Below are 16,273 nucleotides of genomic sequence, written 5' to 3'. Positions count from 1 at the left end.
AACGGGGCGGACTCTTCTCCAAACTTCGCGCCGGAAGCTCCCATCCAAGCATTCTCCCGGAGCCGAGAGATCGCCGGACACCTCCGGTCCCCAGGCCGGCGGCTCCGCGAACCGCTCCGGTGCCCGAGTGCGCCCCAGAAGACCCCAAACCTTCACGCGAGACGACGAGCGGCATCGCGGACGCCGTTCTCCCCGCCTTCGTGGCGCGGGCTTCATTGAAACGGGCAGCCGCCGGCGCGGCCTGATCCTGCACTCTCAGTGACGAGCGCGGCGGGGGTGCTACTGCCGACACGCCGTAGAGGGGGCGCGGAAGAGCATATGGAGGAACGTCCACTCCTCAGCGCCGCGCATTCTCCCCAGGGCCTCGAAACGCCCTTTCACTGCATTCGCTATCGCGAAATTGATCGGTGGATCCGCGTCACCGCCTACAGCCAGTCGCGCCGCTTGAAGACCACGTACAGGCTGACGCACACCGCTGCCATCAGCAGGATCGCGAACGGGTAGCCGCCCGCCCAGTGCAGCTCCGGCATGTGGTCGAAGTTCATGCCGTAGACGGTTCCCACCAACGTGGGTGCGAACAGGATGGCCGCCCACGAGGAGATCTTCTTGATCTCCTCGTTCTGTTCGAAGCCCGCTTCCGCCAGGGCGCGCATCTCCGCGTTCTGCTGCTGGGTGACCAGGGTCGCGTTGACCGTGAGGATCTCCGTCAGGGCCTGGCGGAAGCCGTCGACGCGTTCGCTGATGTGGGTCACGTGGTCGGCGACGTCGCGGAGGTAGCGCTGGAGTTCCTCGTCCGTGCCGTACTTGGTGAAGCCCGCCATCAGGTTGTGCAGCATGCCGACCAGGGGGCGGGTGGCGCGCTGGAACTCGACCATCTCGCGGGACAGTTCGTAGATGCGGCGGGACACCGCCGGGTCGCCGCGGAACACCTCGGTCTCGATCTCGTCGATGTCGTTCTGCACGCCCGCCACGACCGGGGCGTACCCGTCGACCACCGCGTCCAGGATCGCGTACAGCACCGCCTCCGGGCCCAGGGCCAGCAGGTCCGGGGTGTCCTCCATGCGGCGGCGGACCGCCGAGAGGTCCGGGGCGGGGCCGTGCCGGACGGTGATGAGGAAGTCGGGGCCGACGAAGACGTGCAGCTCGCCGAAGTCGACCTCCTCCTGCGCGTCCATGTAGCGGGCGGCGCGCAGGACGACGAACAGCGTGTCGCCGTACCGCTCCAGCTTCGGCCGCTGGTGGGCCTCCAGGGCGTCCTCGACGGCCAGTTCGTGGAGGTCGAACTCCGCGGCGAGCGACAGCAGTTCCTCCGCGGACGGCCGGTGCAGGCCGATCCACGCCATGCCGTCCGGCTCCTCGCGCAGCCGGCGGAACGTGTCGGAGAGGGACGCCGGGGACGACACCTTGCGGCCGTCCCGGTACAGGGACGCCGCGACGACGCTGCTCCCGGTCTCGCGGGCGGCCGCCGTCGGGGAGGAGGGGTGCGGCGGGACCGGCTCCTGGCCGCGGCGCCGGCTGTGCTTCCTGGAGGGCAGGCTCATCTTCCGGTACTCACCTCCTGCGTGCGGGCCCGTGTGCTGCCGTGGAGCGTGCCGTACGTGCCTCCGCGCACACCCCGTGCAGGATATACGCCCTGGTTTGCCCCGGCATGGCCGGGCTCTTGCGGTCGTGCGGACAGGAGGTGTCCGCACGGCTCGGCAGCGTGCCGCCACGGCGTCGACGGCGCCACCCGTGCGCTCCGCCCGCGCCCTCGACGGTGCCGTCCGCGCCCGGCGGCTCCTCCTCCGGCGTGCTCCGACGGACGCGGAGGGGACCGCGTGCACGCTCGGCGTCCTGGGTGGCGGCACCCCGTACGGCGTCCGGTTCGGCGCCTTCGCCGGGTGGCCCGGCCCTACGGGAGGAGCCCCGCCCGCCGGGCAGCCACCACCGCCTCCAGCCGGGTGTGCGCGTCCAGCTTGCGCATCGCCGACCGCAGGTACCCCTTCACCGTCTCGGGCCGCACTCCCAGGCGCCGGGCCGCGTCGGCGTTGGTCGCGCCCGCCGCCACCGCCGCCAGCACGTCCACCTCCCGGGGCGCCAGCCCCACCCTCGGCGCGCCCGGACCCGTGGCACCCGGACCCGTGGCACCCGGACCCGAAGCCCCCCGGCCCGAAGCCCTCGGATCCGAAACGCCCGGGCCCGAGGCGCCCGCCGCCGTGCCGGAAGCGCCCGCCGACGCGAGCCGCCCGCACACCGCCAGCAGCTCGGCGCGCACCGCCGGGTCCGCGATGCGCGGCGCCAGCGCGCGCAGCTCCCCGTGCGCCTCCCGCACGGCCTCCCACGCCGCCGCGCCTGCACCGGGCACGGGCACCGGCACCGGGGCCGCGAGGCGCCGCACCTCGTCCCGTACCGCCAGCGCCTGCTCCATGTCCCGCGCCGCCGCCACCGCCGCGTCCAGCACCCGGTCGCCCAGCGGCTGCGGGGTGCGCAGCGCCCCGTACAGCACCGCCCGCACCCGGCGGCGCACCACCACCGGCACGGCCAGCACCGACCGCAGGCCCTCGGCGGCGACCGGCTCGTCGTACTCGTGGCTGATGTGCCGCGCCACCGGGTAGTCCGTCACCGCGCACGGCCGGGCCAGCGCCATCGACCGGCCGCCCAGACCGCTCCCGGGGCTGATCGCCAGCCCGCGCAGCACGTCGGACGACGCGCCCGACAGCTCCTCGATCCGCAGCGGGGCCCGGGGCCGCTCGTCGAGCAGCCCGCCGAACGCCACGGGAAGCCCCGTGGCCCGGCGCATCCGGAGCAGCGCCGTCCGCAGTTCGGCCGTGTCACTCCGCCGTTCGCCCACGCGTACCGCTCCCGCCCGCCGCTTCACCCCCGTACGGGGGTAGTGAGACCTGGGTCACTGATTACACGATGGCGCGGACGGGTCCCGCAACGAGGAGGACACAGATGTCGGGTAGCGGCGCGACCGAGCAGTTCCGGGCCGCCCGGGACTTCCTGCTACGGCACCGGGAGGACTACGAGGCGGCGTACGCGGGGTTCGCCTGGCCCCGCCCCGCCCGGTTCAACTGGGCGCTGGACTGGTTCGACGCGATCGCGGACGGCAACCACCGGACGGCGCTGCACATCGTCGAGGAGGACGGCGCCGAGACGCGACTGTCCTTCGCGGAGATGTCCGCCCGCTCCGCCCGCGTCGCCAACTGGCTGCGCGACGCGCACGGCGTACGGGCCGGGGACCGGATCGTCGTGATGCTCGGCAACCAGGCGGAGCTGTGGGAGACCGCTCTCGCCGCGATGAAGCTCCGTGCCGTCGTCATCCCCGCCACGCCGCTCCTGGGCCCGGCCGACCTGCGGGACCGGGTCGAGCGCGGCCGGGCCCGCCACGTGATCGTCCGCGCCGCCGACACGGCGAAGTTCGACGACGTACCGGGGGAGTACACCCGCATCGCCGTCGGCGCCCCGGTGGGGTGCGCCCCGGGCGGGGCGGCGGGCGGCTGGGCGCCGTACGAGGAGGCGTACACGGCCGACCCCGCCTTCGTCCCGGACGGCCCCACCGACGCCTCCGACCCCCTGATGCTGTACTTCACCTCCGGCACCACCGCCCGCCCCAAACTCGTCGAGCACACCCACACCTCGTACCCCGTGGGTCATCTGGCGACGATGTACTGGATCGGCCTGCGCCCCGGCGACGTGCACCTCAACATCTCCTCACCCGGCTGGGCGAAGCACGCCTGGTCCAACCTCTTCGCCCCCTGGAACGCCGAGGCGACCGTCTTCATCCACCACTACACGCGCTTCGACGCCGCCCGCCTCATGGCGGAGATGGACCGGCACGGCGTCACCAGCTTCTGCGCGCCGCCGACCGTCTGGCGGATGCTCATCCAGGCCGACCTGACCGCGCTGCGCACCCCGCCCCGCGAGGTCGTCGCGGCCGGCGAGCCGCTGAACCCGGAGGTCATCGCGGCCGTGCGGCGCGCCTGGGGCGTCACCGTCCGGGACGGCTTCGGGCAGACGGAGACGGCCGTGCAGATCGCCAACAGCCCCGGCCAGCCGCTGAAGCCGGGCTCCATGGGACGGCCCAGCCCCGGCTTCCGCGTCGAACTGCTCGACCCGGTGACGGGGGAGCCCGGCGCCGACGAGGGCGAGATCGCCCTGGACCTGTCGGACGCCCCCGTCGGGGTGATGGCCGGCTACCACGGCGACCCGGAGCGCACCGCCGGGGCCATGGCGGGCGGGTACTACCGCACCGGCGACATCGGCGCCCGCGACGCCGACGGGTACCTCACCTACGTGGGCCGCCGCGACGACGTCTTCAAGAGCTCCGACTACAAGATCTCCCCCTTCGAGCTGGAGAGCGCCCTCCTCGAACACGAGGCCGTCGCCGAGGCCGCCGTCGTGCCCGCACCCGACCCGGTGCGGCTGGCCGTGCCGAAGGCGTACGTCGTCCTCGCCGCGGGCTGGGAGCCGGGACCCGACACCGCGAAGGCGCTGTTCGCGCACGCCCGGGCGGTCCTCGCCCCGTACAAGAGGATCCGGCGCATCGAGTTCGCCGAGCTGCCCAAGACCGTCTCCGGCAAGATCCGCCGCATCGAGCTGCGCGAGCGCACGGCGGAGGGCTCGGCCGACGAGTACCGCGAGGAGGACTTCCGGTGACCCGCGCGAAGCAGCTCTCGTACGCGCACGGCACGGGCGGCACACCGCTCCTCGGCGACACGATCGGCGCCAACCTGGCGCGCGCCGTCGAACGGTTCCCCGACCGGGAGGCGCTCGTCGACGTGGCGTCCGGGCGCCGCTGGACGTACGCCGGGTTCGGCGCCGCCGTCGACGAACTGGCGCGGGCGCTCCTCGCGTCGGGCGTGGAGCGGGGCGACCGGGTCGGCATCTGGGCGGTCAACTGCCCGGAGTGGGTCCTCGTCCAGTACGCCACCGCCCGCGTCGGCGCGATCATGGTGAACATCAACCCCGCCTACCGTGCCCAGGAACTCGCCTACGTCCTCGACCAGGCCGGCGTCAGCCTGCTCGTCGCGTCCCTCGCCCACAAGGCGAGCGACTACCGCGCGCTGGTCGAAGAGGTGCGCGCCCGGTGCCCGGCGCTGCGCGAGACCGTGTACATCGGCGACGCGAGCTGGGACGCGCTGGTCGCCCGCGCCACCCCGGAGCTCTCGGCGGACCTGGCCGCCCGCGAGGCGCTGCTGTCCTGCGACGACCCGGTCAACATCCAGTACACCTCCGGCACGACCGGCTTCCCCAAGGGCGCCACCCTCTCCCACCACAACATCCTCAACAACGGCTTCTCCGTGGGGGAGACGCTCGCCTACACCGAGCGGGACCGGATCTGCCTGCCCGTGCCGTTCTACCACTGCTTCGGCATGGTCATGGGCAACCTGGCGGCCACCTCCCACGGGGCGTGCGTCGTCATCCCCGCGCCCTCCTTCGACCCGGCCGCCACCCTGCGCGCCGTCCAGCAGGAGCGCTGCACCTCCCTGTACGGCGTGCCGACGATGTTCATCGCCGAACTGAACCTGCCGGACTTCGCCGCCCACGACCTCTCCTCCCTGCGCACCGGGATCATGGCCGGGTCGCCGTGCCCGGTGGAGGTGATGAAGCGGGTCGTCGCCGAGATGAACATGGCGGAGGTGTCCATCTGCTACGGCATGACGGAGACCTCGCCCGTCTCCACGCAGACCCGCCGCGACGACGACCTGGAGCGCCGCACCGGCACGGTCGGCCGCGCCCTGCCGCACGTCGAGGTCAAGGTCGTCGACCCGGTGAGCGGGGTGACCCTGCCGCGCGGCGAGGCGGGCGAGCTGCACACCCGCGGGTACGGGGTGATGCTCGGCTACTGGAACGACCCGGAGAGGACCGCCGAGGTGATCGACGCGGCCCGCTGGATGCGCACCGGCGACCTGGCGGTGATGCGCGAGGACGGGTACGTGCGGATCGTCGGCCGGATCAAGGACATGATCATCCGGGGCGGGGAGAACGTCTACCCGAGGGAGATCGAGGAGTTCCTGTACGGCCACCCCAAGATCGCCGACGTGCAGGTGGTGGGCGTGCCCGACGAGCGGTACGGGGAGGAGGTGCTCGCCTGCGTGGTCCCGCGCGACCCGGCCGACCCGCCGACGTACGAGGAGATCGCCGCGTACTGCCGCGACCGGCTGGCGCACTACAAGGTCCCGCGCCGGGTGGAGGTCCTGGACGCCTTCCCGATGACGGTGAGCGGCAAGGTGCGCAAGGTCGAGCTGCGGGAGCGGTACGGGCGCCCCGACTGATCCTCCGGCGCCCCGGGGCCCGTCGGCGCCGGGGCGCCGCGGACGGCCGCGCGCCCGGGGTCCCGGGGGAGCGGCGGGCGCGCGGCACCGGCGGGAGCGTACGCGAACCGCTCACGCCCCGCGCGCGAGGAGGTCGTCGGCGGGGGTGTTCACGGGCTGCGGGGTGCCGGTGAGGTCCATGACGAACAGCGGAAGGCCGACGCCGTCCGCGCGGGCGCGGGAGGTCTCCTCGTACCCGGCGAGCGAGAAGTACACGGCGGCCGACGACGAGGCGAGCCCCTCCAGCCACAGGCACTCGACGGCGCGCAGCGGTACGGGCCGGGTCGTCGGGTCGACCTGGGCGACCAGCCCGGGGCCGCGCAGTTCGACGGCCGGGGTCACGGACGAGCGGCGCTCCTCGGGCTGCACCACCTCCCGGAAGCCCAGCCAGCGCAGGTAGAGCGCGGCGGCGGTCACCACGTCGCGGGCGGTGCGGATGGTGACGGGGTTGAAGGAGGGGCGGGCGGCGGCGGGCGGCTGGGAGGCGTCCCGCACGGTGGAGACGCCCGTGGTGGAGGAGGTGGCGTCGGTGCCCTGGGGGATGCCCGGTCCCGCGGGGCCGTCCGGCGCGCCCGCGGGGCCCGCGGCTTTGGCGCCCGTTCCGGCCGGACCGCCCGGCGCGGGCGGGCGGGGCGGCGACGCGGCCGCCGTCACCGGGCGGACCGGCACGCGCAGCACCGTGCCGCACGGGCAGCCCAGCTCCGGCTGCGGCCACTGGTCCTGGCGCCCGCACGCCCCGCACCGCACCGTCACCCACTCGTCCGTCCAGGTGCGGTGCGTGATCGGCTCGGCGGGGGCGCCGCGCATCAGGGGAGGGACGACGGGCGCTCCGCACGCGCACGGGTAGACGGGCGGCACGTACATGTGCGCACGGCGGCAGGCCGGGCAGCGCACCGGCACGTTCTCTCCCACGGCGATCGCCCCCTTCGTTCCGCCGCCCATCGTCCACCAAGGGCGGACGGATGGGGAGGGCATTCGGCCATCCCTTGACGGGTTCCGGCACACCCGCCTACATTGCTTCCGTATAACAGAAAGAGACTTCCGTATAGCGGAAATTCCATACGGATCGATGCTCTCAGGTGGCGCGACAGAGCCGGATCCGCCAGGCCGAAGCAGGAGCACCCATGCCTCGAATGACCGCCGCCCGAGCGGCAGTGGAGATCCTCAAGCGCGAAGGCGTCACCCACGCGTTCGGTGTGCCGGGCGCGGCGATCAACCCGTTCTACAAGGCCCTCAAGGAGGGGGGCGGCATCGACCACACCCTCGCCCGCCACGTCGAGGGCGCCTCGCACATGGCCGAGGGCTACACCCGTACGCACCCGGGCAACATCGGCGTCTGCATCGGCACGTCGGGCCCGGCCGGCACCGACATGATCACCGGCCTGTACTCGGCCATCGGTGACTCGATCCCGATCCTCTGCATCACCGGCCAGGCGCCGACCCACGTGATCCACAAGGAGGACTTCCAGGCGGTCGACATCGCGTCGATCGCCAAGCCGGTCACCAAGGCGGCCACCACCGTCCTGGAGGCCGCCCAGGTCCCCGGCGTCTTCCAGCAGGCGTTCCACCTGATGCGCTCCGGCCGTCCCGGCCCGGTCCTCATCGACCTGCCCATCGACGTCCAGCTCACCGAGATCGACTTCGACCCGGAGACGTACGAGCCGCTGCCCGTCTACAAGCCGGCCGCGACCCGCGCCCAGATCGAGAAGGCGCTCTCCTTCCTGCTGGAGTCCGAGCGCCCGCTCATCGTCGCCGGCGGCGGCGTCATCGGCGCCGACGCCTCCGGCCTGCTGGCCGAGTTCGCCGAGCTGACCGGCACCCCGGTGATCCCGACCCTGATGGGCTGGGGCGTCATCCCCGACGACCACGAGCTGAACGCCGGCATGGTCGGCGTCCAGACCTCGCACCGCTACGGCAACGCGAACTTCCTGGAGTCCGACTTCGTCCTCGGCATCGGCAACCGCTGGGCCAACCGGCACACCGGTTACAAGCTGGACGTGTACACGAAGGGCCGGAAGTTCGTCCACGTCGACATCGAGCCCACCCAGATCGGCAAGATCTTCGCCCCGGACTACGGCATCGCCTCGGACGCCAAGGCGGCCCTGGAGCTGTTCGTCGAGGTCGCGCGGGAACTGAAGGCCGCCGGCCGGCTCCCGGACCGCTCCGCCTGGATCGCCTCCACGCAGGAGCGCAAGGCCACGCTGCTGCGCCGGACGCACTTCGACGACGTGCCCATGAAGCCGCAGCGCGTGTACGAGGAGATGAACCGGGCGTTCGGGCCCGAGACCCGGTACGTCACCACCATCGGCCTCTCACAGATCGCGGGCGCGCAGATGCTGCACGTCTACAAGCCGCGCCACTGGATCAACTGCGGCCAGGCCGGCCCGCTCGGCTGGACCATCCCGGCCGCGCTCGGCGTCGCCAAGGCCGACCCGGAGGCACAGGTCGTGGCCCTCTCCGGCGACTACGACTTCCAGTTCATGATCGAGGAGCTGGCGGTCGGCGCGCAGCACCGCATCCCGTACGTCCACGTCCTGGTGAACAACTCGTACCTGGGCCTGATCCGCCAGGCGCAGGCCGGCCTGGACATCAACTTCCAGGTCAACCTGGAGTTCGAGAACATCAACTCCCCCGAGCTCGGCGTCTACGGCGTCGACCACGTGAAGGTGGCCGAGGGCCTCGGCTGCAAGGCCATCCGCGTCACCGAGCCCGACCAGCTGCTGCCGGCCTTCGAGGAGGCCAAGAAGCTGGCCGCCGAGCACCGGGTGCCGGTCGTCGTCGAGGCGATCCTGGAGCGGGTCACGAACATCTCGATGAGCCGCACCATGGACATCAGCGACATCACGGAGTGGGAGGAGCTCGCGACCGAGCCCGCCCACGCCCCGACGGCCGTCCGCCCGCTCTCCTGACCCGCCCGCGAAGGAGCTGACCCGCCCGCGGGGGAGCCGAGAAGGCCCCCGCCCCGGACATTCCGGGGCGGGGGCCGTTTTTCGTGCCATGGCCGCGCGAAGGCGGGGTAGCCGTATCGCATGAGTGAGATCGTGGACGCGGACGAACTCCTCCGCCGGCTGCGGGCCGCCCGCGACTGGGCCAGGGTGGAGGAGGAGAACGCCGCCGACGAGACGAAGGCGACGGCCTACCGGGCGGTGCGCACGGTCCTCGACAGACTGGTGGACCCCACTCGCCGGACCGACCACTGACCCCCTCCCCGGCCCGCCGCCGGGGTCACCCCTCCTCCGGCGGCGGGCCCCACGCGGCCGGGCCGGACCGGCGCCACCGGCCTCCGGCACCGGCACGGTCAGCGCGCGTGCCGGCGCCGGGGACCGCCGGACCGGCACGGTCGACGCGCGTGCCGGCGCCAACGGCCGCCGGTGGACATGCGAAAGGGCGCGGAGCCGGGACCGTGGGACCGGCTCCGCGCCCTGGCTCTCGCGGTGGACGCGACAGGGGGAACGGCGAGTGGAAACCGTCCGACGGCGCGAGGCTGGCGCGACAGGGCGTTCGCGCCGCCGGACGGGGCTCATGGGGCGGGAGGTTCGGGGGACCGCGGCGGTGACGCGGAGCCTCCGGGACCCTCCTTCAGGTCAGGAAGGCGAACCGGGGCTCCTTCACCACCGCACTGGCGCGCACACCGCCGCGGTCCTCGCTGTCCGTACCCGCGACCACCCCTCATCCGGGTCGCGGTCCGGACCGCGCACGGCGACGGACCTCCCGTCGGCCGCCGTGCGCAGCTTCACGCCCCTCAGTCCTCGCGCAGGGCGCGGACCGCCTCCTCGACGCGCCGGCCGTACTCCGGGTCGGCGGCGTGGAAGTGGGCGAGGTTCTTCTCGATGACGTCCTCGCGGGAGACCTGCGACAGGCTGCCCGCGATGTTCGCGACGAGCCGGCCCTTCTCCTCCTCCGTCATCAGCCGGTACAACTCGCCGGCCTGGAAGAAGTCGTCGTCCTTGACGTGCGCCGGGGCCGGGTGGGTGCCTGTGTGGCCGCTGACGGCGAGGGCGGCCGACAGGGCCTGGTCGGTCTGGGACGGGCCGCCGTACGAGTTGGGCTCGTAGTTCTTGTCGTGGCGCGAGCCGTTGCGGGTGGCCATGAGGCCGTCCCGGCCGTAGTTGTCGGCGACGGTCGCCCTGGGCGCGTTCACCGGGAGCTGCGTGTGGTTGACGCCGAGGCGGTAGCGGTGGGCGTCCGCGTAGGCGAAGAGGCGGCCCTGGAGCATCTTGTCCGGGGACGGGCCGATGCCGGGCACGAAGTTGTTCGGGGAGAACGCCGCCTGCTCGACCTCGGCGAAGATGTTCTCCGGGTTGCGGTCGAGGACCATCCGGCCGACGCGGCGCAGCGGGTAGTCGGCGTGCGGCCACACCTTCGTCAGGTCGAACGGGTTGAAGCGGTAGTCGGCCGCCTCCGCCACCGGCATGATCTGCACGTACAGCGTCCACGAGGGGTGCACCCCGCGCTCGATCGCCTGGAGCAGGTCCGTCTGGTGGGAGGTGGCGTCGGTGCCGGCGACCTCGGCGGCCTGCTCGGCGGAGAGGCAGCGGATGCCCTGGTTCGTCTTGAAGTGGTACTTGACGAAGAAGGCCTCGCCCTCGGCGTTCGTCCACAGGTAGGTGTGCGAGCCGAAGCCGTCCATGTGGCGGTACGACGCGGGGATGCCGCGGTCGCCGAACAGCCAGGTGACCTGGTGGGTGGCCTCGGGGGAGTGGGCCCAGAAGTCCCAGACGTTGTCCGGCTCCTGCTTGCCCGTGAACGGGTCGCGCTTCTGCGAGTGGATGAAGTCGGGGAACTTGATCGGGTCCTTGATGAAGAACACCGGGGTGTTGTTGCCGACGAGGTCGTAGTTGCCCTCCTCGGTGTAGAACTTCAGCGCGAAGCCGCGGGGGTCGCGCACCGCGTCGGCGCCGCCGAGCGAGTCGGCCACCGTCGAGAACCGCGCGAACAGCTCGGTCCGCTTGCCGACCTCGGAGAGGAAGGCCGCCTTCGTGTACGCGGTGACGTCGTCGGTCACCTCGAAGTGGCCGTACGCGCCGGAGCCGCGGGCGTGCACCACGCGCTCCGGGATGCGCTCCCGGTTGAAGCGGGCGAGCTTCTCGATCAGGTGCTGGTCCTGGATGAGCAGCGGCCCGCCGATGCCGGCGGTGGCGGAGTTCTGGTTGTCGGCGACCGGTGCGCCGGACTCGGTCGTAAGCACGCGCTTCTCCATCGTGACCTGGTGACCTTCCGTACGGGGAGCTGCTGGCGGTGCTCAGGAGCGTAGGTACGCCCCGAGGTGGCGTCAACAGTTTGTTGAAATTGGAGAAAGGGGTTCCGGACGGCGCCGGCGCCTGGGCGCGACAGGACAGGTTGTCAGCGCCGGCGCCGCCGGAAGTCTGGGCCGGCCCGGGACGGGTCAGGAGCGCAAGCCCCGGGCCGGGGGCGCGAGGGCGGGTGAGGGACCGTCAGACCTGCTGGCCGGAGAGGCGCTCCACGGCGCGCAGCAGCGCCGAGTGGTCCAGGCCGCCGTCGCCCTGCGCGCGCAGGGACGCGACCAGTTGGGCGACCACGGCGCCGACGGGCAGGGCGGCGCCGACCGCGCGGGCCGCGTCGGTCACGATGCCCATGTCCTTGTGGTGCAGGTCGATCCGGAAGCCCGGGGCGAAGTCGCGCTGGAGGAAGTTGTCCTTCTTGCGGGTCAGCACGGTGGAGCCGGCCAGACCGCCGTTGAGGACGTCCAGGGCCGCCTTGAGGTCCACGCCGGACTTCTCCAGGAAGACCACGGCCTCGGCGCACGCCTGGATGTTGACGGCGACGATCAGTTGGTTGGCGGCCTTCACCGTCTGGCCGGAGCCGTGCGGGCCGCACAGGACGATGGTCTTGCCGAGTGCCTGGAAGATCGGCAGCGCGCTGTCGAAGTCGGCCTGCTCGCCGCCGACCATGATGGACAGCACGGCCTCGACGGCGCCGGCCTCGCCGCCGGACACGGGGGCGTCCAGGACGCGGATGCCCTTGGCCGCGGCGGCCTTCGCGAGGTCGACCGAGGTCCGCGGGGTGATCGACGACATGTCGATCAGCAGCGCGCCCTCCTTCGCGTTCTCCAGGATGCCGTCGGGGCCGTACGCGATCGCCTCGACCTGCGGGGACGCCGGGACCATCGTGATGACGACGTCCGCGTCGCGGACCGCGTCGGCGAGGGACGCGGCGGCGGTGCCGCCGGCCCGGGCGAGCCGGTCCAGCTTCTCCTGCTCCAGCGTGTAGCCGGTGACCTGGTATCCGGCCTTCAGCAGGTTCTCGGACATGGGGGAGCCCATGATGCCGAGCCCGATCCACGCGATCTTCGGGAGGGTGCTCATGTCGGTCCTCTTTCGGAAGCTCGTACGTAAGGTCAGTCGGCGGCGCGCAGTTCCCGGGGGAGCCAGTCGAAGCCGTCCGCGCCGGGGCGGTCGCCGGCCTTGTACTCCAGGCCGACCCAGCCGTCGTAGCCGCGGTCGCGGAGCCGCAGCAGCAGCGCGGAGAGGTCGAGGTCGCCGGTGCCGGGCGCGCCGCGGCCCGGGTTGTCGGCGATCTGGACGTGACCGGTCTTCGCGGCGTACGCGTCGATCACCGCCTCCAGGTCCTCGCCGTTCATCGACAGGTGGTACAGGTCCAGCAGGAACGCGGCGTTGCCCAGGCCGGTGGCCTCGTTGACCCGGTCGACGACCTCGACCGCGGCCGGGGCGCTCACCAGCGGGTAGCGGGGCGACTCGGGCTCGTTGAGGGCCTCGACCAGCAGGGTCGCGCCGATCCGGTCGGCGGCCCGGGCGGCGAGGACCAGGTTCTCCAGGGCCAGCGCGTCCTGGGCGGCAGGCTCGACGCCGTCGACGCGGTTGCCGTAGAGGGCGTTCAGTGCGGTGCAGCCGACGGAGGCGGCGAAATCGGCGGCCACGTCGATGTTGGCCCGGAAGCGGTCCGACTCCTCACCGGGGACGGACAGGGCGCCGCGGTCCGGGCCGGGGAGCTGCCCGGCGTAGAAGTTCAGCCCCACCAGCCGCGTCCCGGCGTCCTCCAGCGCCTTCTTGAGCGCGTCGAGCTCGCTCTGCGGCGGCGTGGGCGCCTCGGGCCAGGGCCACCACAGCTCCACCGCGGTGAAGCCCGCCGCGGCGGCGGCCGCGGGGCGCTCCAGCAGCGGGAGCTCGGTGAAGAGGATCGACAGGTTCACATCGAAGCGCTGGGCCTTGCCTGCGTCTTCTGAAAAGCGGGCCATGAGGCGGCGCTCCTTCCGTATTGCGGAAGTTCATTTCTGCGTGATGGAAGACTGCAAGTGGAGTGCCCACCTTGTCAAGAGCCACCCGCCGGACGGGCGCCCGCCGCGGCGGCGCTACGGTGAGGTCATGGAGCGATTGAGGGTCGAGTTCACGACCGAACCGTTCGACCTCGACGAGGCGCCGGCCCACGCGGTCGTGGCCCGCGAGGTCATCCAGGGCGCCGAGTTGGACGCCGTCGACGTGGGACCGTTCGGCAACACCGCGGAGGGGCGCGCCGACGCCGTGCTCGCCGCCGTGGACGCCCTGCTGCGCCGCGCGTTGGAGGCCGGCGCGACCCGGGTCTCCCTCCAGGTGAACGTCATCGGGGACAGTCGGTGACCGCGCCGGGAGACCACCCCCTGGTCGCGGCGGTGAAACCGCTCGTGGACGCGATGGGCGGGCGGATGCTCCCGCCCGGCGAGGCGGGGCCCGACGACGTGGTGCTCGCCTGGGAGGGCGAGGACGTGCTCGCCGTACGGCTGCCACAGCTCGCCGACTCCCTGGAGCACATCCTCGCCGCCCTGGAAAGACGGCACGGAATGCCGCTGGCCGAACTCGACCGCAAGAGCAAACAGGAGATCGTCCGCGGCCTTGAGGCACGCGGTGCCTTCTCCGTGCGCCACGGGGTGGAAACCGTGGCCGGCGCCCTCGGCGTCAGCCGGTTCACCGTGTACAACTACCTGAACAGGGAGAACGCCGCCAAGGGCAAGTAGAACCCCAGCCGTCGTCCGGGTGTCCGGGCGGCGGCTTTCGCGTCACCGACTTTTCAACAAAGTGTTGACGCCGTGTTGCCGCAGGGCGTTAGCTATCCGCAGCCCGTCCGACGACAGCGAAAAACAGCCACGGAGGCTCCCCGTGACTTCGAGTACTTCGACACCGGGCCTCACCCGGTTCAACACCTCGGCGGACAGCGACGCGCTCGCCGCCCTGCACGAGGTGTGCGCCAGCTCGGCATGGGGGAGCAAGCTGCTCGCCCAACGCCCGTACGCCACCGCCGAAGCCCTCCTCCTCGCCAGCGACGCCGCCACGGCCGAGCTCTCCGCCGAGGACCTGGCCGAGGCCATGGCAGGGCACCCGCCGATCGGCCGCCCGAAGCCCGGGGACCCCACGTCCGCCCGCGAACAGCGGGGCATGGCCGGGGCCTCCGAGGAGCTCAGGGCCGAGATGCTCGAACTGAACCTGGCCTACCAGGAGAAGTTCGGGCACGTCTTCCTCATCTGCGCCACCGGCCGTACCGGCGAGCAGATGCGCGACGCGCTCCGCGAGCGGATCGCGAACACGCCCGAGCGTGAACGCGGGATCGTCCGCGCCGAATTGGGAAAGATCAACCGTATCAGGCTGACCCGTCTAGTGGAGGAAGACCCCGCATGAGCACCGACACGACCGCATCGGTGTCCACGCACATCCTGGACACCAGCGCCGGCCGCCCCGCCGAGGGCGTGGCCGTCTCCCTCGCGGCCCGCGCGGGCCGCGACGCGGAGTGGGTGGTGCTCGGCGCTTCCGCGACCGACGCGGACGGGCGGTGCAAGGACCTGCCGGCGCCGCCGGAAGGAACGACCCACGTACGCCTCGACTTCGAGACCGGGGCGTACTTCGCCAACAAGCAAGCCGAGGCACAGCAGGACGCCCCCGCGACACGGGACAGCGGCGTGTTCTTCCCCGAGGTGGCGATCACCTTCGCCGTCGTACCGGGCGAGCATTACCACGTTCCGCTGCTGCTCAACCCGTTCGGCTACTCCGTTTACCGAGGGAGCTAGCAGCCACATGCCCACGATTCTCGGCCAGAACCAGTACGGGAAAGCAGAGAACCGCGTCGTAAGGATCACGCGGGACGGCGCGACCCACCACATCAAGGACCTCAACGTCTCCGTCGCCCTCTCCGGCGACATGGAGGACGTGCACTACTCCGGCTCGAACGCCCACGTCCTCCCGACGGACACCACCAAGAACACGGTGTACGCGTTCGCCAAGGAGTACGGCATAGACTCCGCCGAGCAGTTCGGCATCCACCTCGCCCGGCACTTCGTCACCAGCCAGGAGCCCATCCACCGGGCCCGGATCCGGATCGAGGAGTACGCCTGGGAGCGCATCGCCACGTCCGACGCCAACTCCAGGTTCATCGGCGCCGACGAGGTCAAGCACTCCTTCGTCCGCAAGGGCCAGGAGACCCGCCTCACCGAGATCACCTACGACGGCGAGAACTGGCAGGTCATCTCCGGCCTCAAGGACCTCGTCGTCATGAACTCCACCAACTCGGAGTTCTGGGGCTACGTCAAGGACCGGTACACCACCCTCCAGGAGGCGTACGACCGCATCCTGGCCACCCAGGTCTCCGCCCGCTGGCGGTTCAACTGGACCGACGACGAGCAGCGGATGCCCCACTGGGAGAGGTCCTACGAGCAGGTGCGCAAGCACATGCTCCAGGCCTTCGCCGAGACGTACTCCCTGTCGCTGCAGCAGACGCTGTACCAGATGGGCGCGCGCATCATCAACAACCGCTCGGAAATCGACGAGGTGCGCTTCAGCCTCCCCAACAAGCACCACTTCCTCGTCGACCTGGAGCCGTTCGGCCTCAAGAACGACAACGAGGTCTACTTCGCGGCGGACCGCCCGTACGGCCTGATCGAGGCCACCGTCCTGCGGGACGGCGTGGAGCCCCGCATCCCGGTCGACCTGACCAACCTCTGACCCGGACCGGCCGTCCGACCCGCCCCGGCGGGC

Annotated in this window: 15 protein-coding genes; 9 read left to right on the top strand and 6 right to left on the bottom strand. The window is 72.1% G+C overall.

Going from position 1 to position 16,273, the window contains the following annotated elements; translation table 11 throughout:
- Window positions 1–425: 425 nt before the first annotated feature.
- Both RND61_RS12025 and RND61_RS12020 read right to left on the bottom strand, forming a co-directional pair.
- The gene (locus tag RND61_RS12025) at window positions 426–1,541 is read right to left on the bottom strand and encodes a magnesium and cobalt transport protein CorA (protein WP_315877867.1); all 1,116 of its coding nucleotides are present in this window, start codon (window positions 1,539–1,541) and stop codon (window positions 426–428) included.
- A gap of 350 nt (window positions 1,542–1,891) precedes the next feature.
- Window positions 1,892–2,779 carry a helix-turn-helix transcriptional regulator gene (locus RND61_RS12020; protein ID WP_391653313.1) on the bottom strand — a complete coding sequence of 296 codons (888 nt, stop codon included), beginning with the start codon at window positions 2,777–2,779 and terminating at the stop codon, window positions 1,892–1,894.
- 155 nt (window positions 2,780–2,934) lie between these two features.
- On the opposite strand from RND61_RS12020, the gene RND61_RS12015 reads away from it, so the two are divergent.
- On the top strand, window positions 2,935–4,638 hold the full coding sequence (locus RND61_RS12015) for an AMP-binding protein (RefSeq protein WP_315877865.1): 1,704 nt from the start codon (window positions 2,935–2,937) through the stop codon (window positions 4,636–4,638).
- Complete coding sequence (locus tag RND61_RS12010; protein WP_315877864.1) at window positions 4,635–6,257, top strand: AMP-binding protein; 1,623 nt, start codon at window positions 4,635–4,637, stop codon at window positions 6,255–6,257. The genes RND61_RS12015 and RND61_RS12010 overlap by 4 nt, the downstream gene beginning before the upstream one ends.
- Before the next feature lie 111 nt (window positions 6,258–6,368).
- Here RND61_RS12010 and RND61_RS12005 read toward each other — a convergent pair whose 3' ends face one another.
- Window positions 6,369–7,238: a hypothetical protein gene (locus RND61_RS12005; RefSeq protein WP_391653311.1), complete on the bottom strand. Its 870-nt coding sequence runs from the start codon at window positions 7,236–7,238 to the stop codon at window positions 6,369–6,371.
- Window positions 7,239–7,420: 182 nt separating this feature from the next.
- On the opposite strand from RND61_RS12005, the gene gcl reads away from it, so the two are divergent.
- Both gcl and RND61_RS11995 read left to right on the top strand, forming a co-directional pair.
- The gene (gene gcl / locus RND61_RS12000) at window positions 7,421–9,205 is read left to right on the top strand and encodes a glyoxylate carboligase (protein WP_315877863.1); all 1,785 of its coding nucleotides are present in this window, start codon (window positions 7,421–7,423) and stop codon (window positions 9,203–9,205) included.
- 120 nt (window positions 9,206–9,325) lie between these two features.
- Window positions 9,326–9,496 (top strand): hypothetical protein, encoded by a 171-nt coding sequence (locus tag RND61_RS11995; RefSeq protein WP_315877862.1) that lies wholly within the window; start codon window positions 9,326–9,328, stop codon window positions 9,494–9,496.
- A gap of 542 nt (window positions 9,497–10,038) precedes the next feature.
- On the opposite strand, the gene RND61_RS11990 is transcribed toward RND61_RS11995, so the two are convergent.
- The 3 genes from RND61_RS11990 to RND61_RS11980 all read right to left on the bottom strand — a co-directional run bounded on the left by RND61_RS11990 (window position 10,039) and on the right by RND61_RS11980 (window position 13,512).
- Window positions 10,039–11,496 (bottom strand): catalase, encoded by a 1,458-nt coding sequence (locus tag RND61_RS11990; RefSeq protein ID WP_315877861.1) that lies wholly within the window; start codon window positions 11,494–11,496, stop codon window positions 10,039–10,041.
- A gap of 235 nt (window positions 11,497–11,731) precedes the next feature.
- The gene (locus RND61_RS11985) at window positions 11,732–12,622 is read right to left on the bottom strand and encodes a 2-hydroxy-3-oxopropionate reductase (protein ID WP_315877860.1); all 891 of its coding nucleotides are present in this window, start codon (window positions 12,620–12,622) and stop codon (window positions 11,732–11,734) included.
- A 32-nt stretch (window positions 12,623–12,654) separates the two neighbouring features.
- Window positions 12,655–13,512 carry a TIM barrel protein gene (locus RND61_RS11980; RefSeq protein WP_315877859.1) on the bottom strand — a complete coding sequence of 286 codons (858 nt, stop codon included), beginning with the start codon at window positions 13,510–13,512 and terminating at the stop codon, window positions 12,655–12,657.
- A gap of 127 nt (window positions 13,513–13,639) precedes the next feature.
- Between RND61_RS11980 and RND61_RS11975 the strand changes: the two genes are divergently transcribed.
- The 5 genes from RND61_RS11975 (at window position 13,640) to pucL (ending at window position 16,240) form a co-directional block, all read left to right on the top strand.
- A complete protein-coding gene (locus RND61_RS11975) occupies window positions 13,640–13,891 on the top strand; it encodes a hypothetical protein (RefSeq protein ID WP_315877858.1) in 252 nt (83 codons plus the stop codon).
- A complete protein-coding gene (locus RND61_RS11970) occupies window positions 13,888–14,265 on the top strand; it encodes a helix-turn-helix domain-containing protein (RefSeq protein ID WP_315877857.1) in 378 nt (125 codons plus the stop codon). The genes RND61_RS11975 and RND61_RS11970 overlap by 4 nt, the downstream gene beginning before the upstream one ends.
- Before the next feature lie 142 nt (window positions 14,266–14,407).
- Entirely contained in the window at window positions 14,408–14,923 is a 516-nt protein-coding gene (gene uraD, locus RND61_RS11965) for a 2-oxo-4-hydroxy-4-carboxy-5-ureidoimidazoline decarboxylase (protein WP_315877856.1), read from the top strand.
- Window positions 14,920–15,309 carry a hydroxyisourate hydrolase gene (gene uraH / locus RND61_RS11960; protein ID WP_315877855.1) on the top strand — a complete coding sequence of 130 codons (390 nt, stop codon included), beginning with the start codon at window positions 14,920–14,922 and terminating at the stop codon, window positions 15,307–15,309. Before uraD ends, uraH begins: the two co-directional genes overlap by 4 nt.
- A 7-nt stretch (window positions 15,310–15,316) precedes the next feature.
- Window positions 15,317–16,240, top strand: a complete 924-nt coding sequence (gene pucL, locus RND61_RS11955) for a factor-independent urate hydroxylase (RefSeq protein WP_315877854.1) — start codon at window positions 15,317–15,319, stop codon at window positions 16,238–16,240.
- The last annotated feature ends 33 nt before the right edge of the window (window positions 16,241–16,273 follow it).

Source organism: Streptomyces tamarix (assembly GCF_032423885.1).
Classification (GTDB): domain Bacteria; phylum Actinomycetota; class Actinomycetes; order Streptomycetales; family Streptomycetaceae; genus Streptomyces; species Streptomyces tamarix.
The sequence above is the reverse complement of the archived record's forward strand: the minus strand, read 5'-3'. Positions and strand labels throughout refer to the sequence as shown.

What these genes read in the sequence shown, in the direction of transcription:
- RND61_RS11975 (WP_315877858.1), top strand. Translation starts at nt 13,640, where the DNA reads ATGGAGCGATTGAGGGTCGAGTTCACGACCGAACCGTTCGACCTCGAC.
- uraH (WP_315877855.1), top strand. Translation starts at nt 14,920, where the DNA reads ATGAGCACCGACACGACCGCATCGGTGTCCACGCACATCCTGGACACC.
- RND61_RS12005 (WP_391653311.1), bottom strand. Translation starts at nt 7,238, where the DNA reads ATGGGCGGCGGAACGAAGGGGGCGATCGCCGTGGGAGAGAACGTGCCG.
- RND61_RS11995 (WP_315877862.1), top strand. Translation starts at nt 9,326, where the DNA reads ATGAGTGAGATCGTGGACGCGGACGAACTCCTCCGCCGGCTGCGGGCC.
- RND61_RS11990 (WP_315877861.1), bottom strand. Translation starts at nt 11,496, where the DNA reads ATGGAGAAGCGCGTGCTTACGACCGAGTCCGGCGCACCGGTCGCCGAC.
- gcl (WP_315877863.1), top strand. Translation starts at nt 7,421, where the DNA reads ATGCCTCGAATGACCGCCGCCCGAGCGGCAGTGGAGATCCTCAAGCGC.
- RND61_RS11980 (WP_315877859.1), bottom strand. Translation starts at nt 13,512, where the DNA reads ATGGCCCGCTTTTCAGAAGACGCAGGCAAGGCCCAGCGCTTCGATGTG.
- RND61_RS11985 (WP_315877860.1), bottom strand. Translation starts at nt 12,622, where the DNA reads ATGAGCACCCTCCCGAAGATCGCGTGGATCGGGCTCGGCATCATGGGC.
- pucL (WP_315877854.1), top strand. Translation starts at nt 15,317, where the DNA reads ATGCCCACGATTCTCGGCCAGAACCAGTACGGGAAAGCAGAGAACCGC.
- RND61_RS12020 (WP_391653313.1), bottom strand. Translation starts at nt 2,779, where the DNA reads ATGCGCCGGGCCACGGGGCTTCCCGTGGCGTTCGGCGGGCTGCTCGAC.
- RND61_RS12015 (WP_315877865.1), top strand. Translation starts at nt 2,935, where the DNA reads ATGTCGGGTAGCGGCGCGACCGAGCAGTTCCGGGCCGCCCGGGACTTC.
- RND61_RS12025 (WP_315877867.1), bottom strand. Translation starts at nt 1,541, where the DNA reads ATGAGCCTGCCCTCCAGGAAGCACAGCCGGCGCCGCGGCCAGGAGCCG.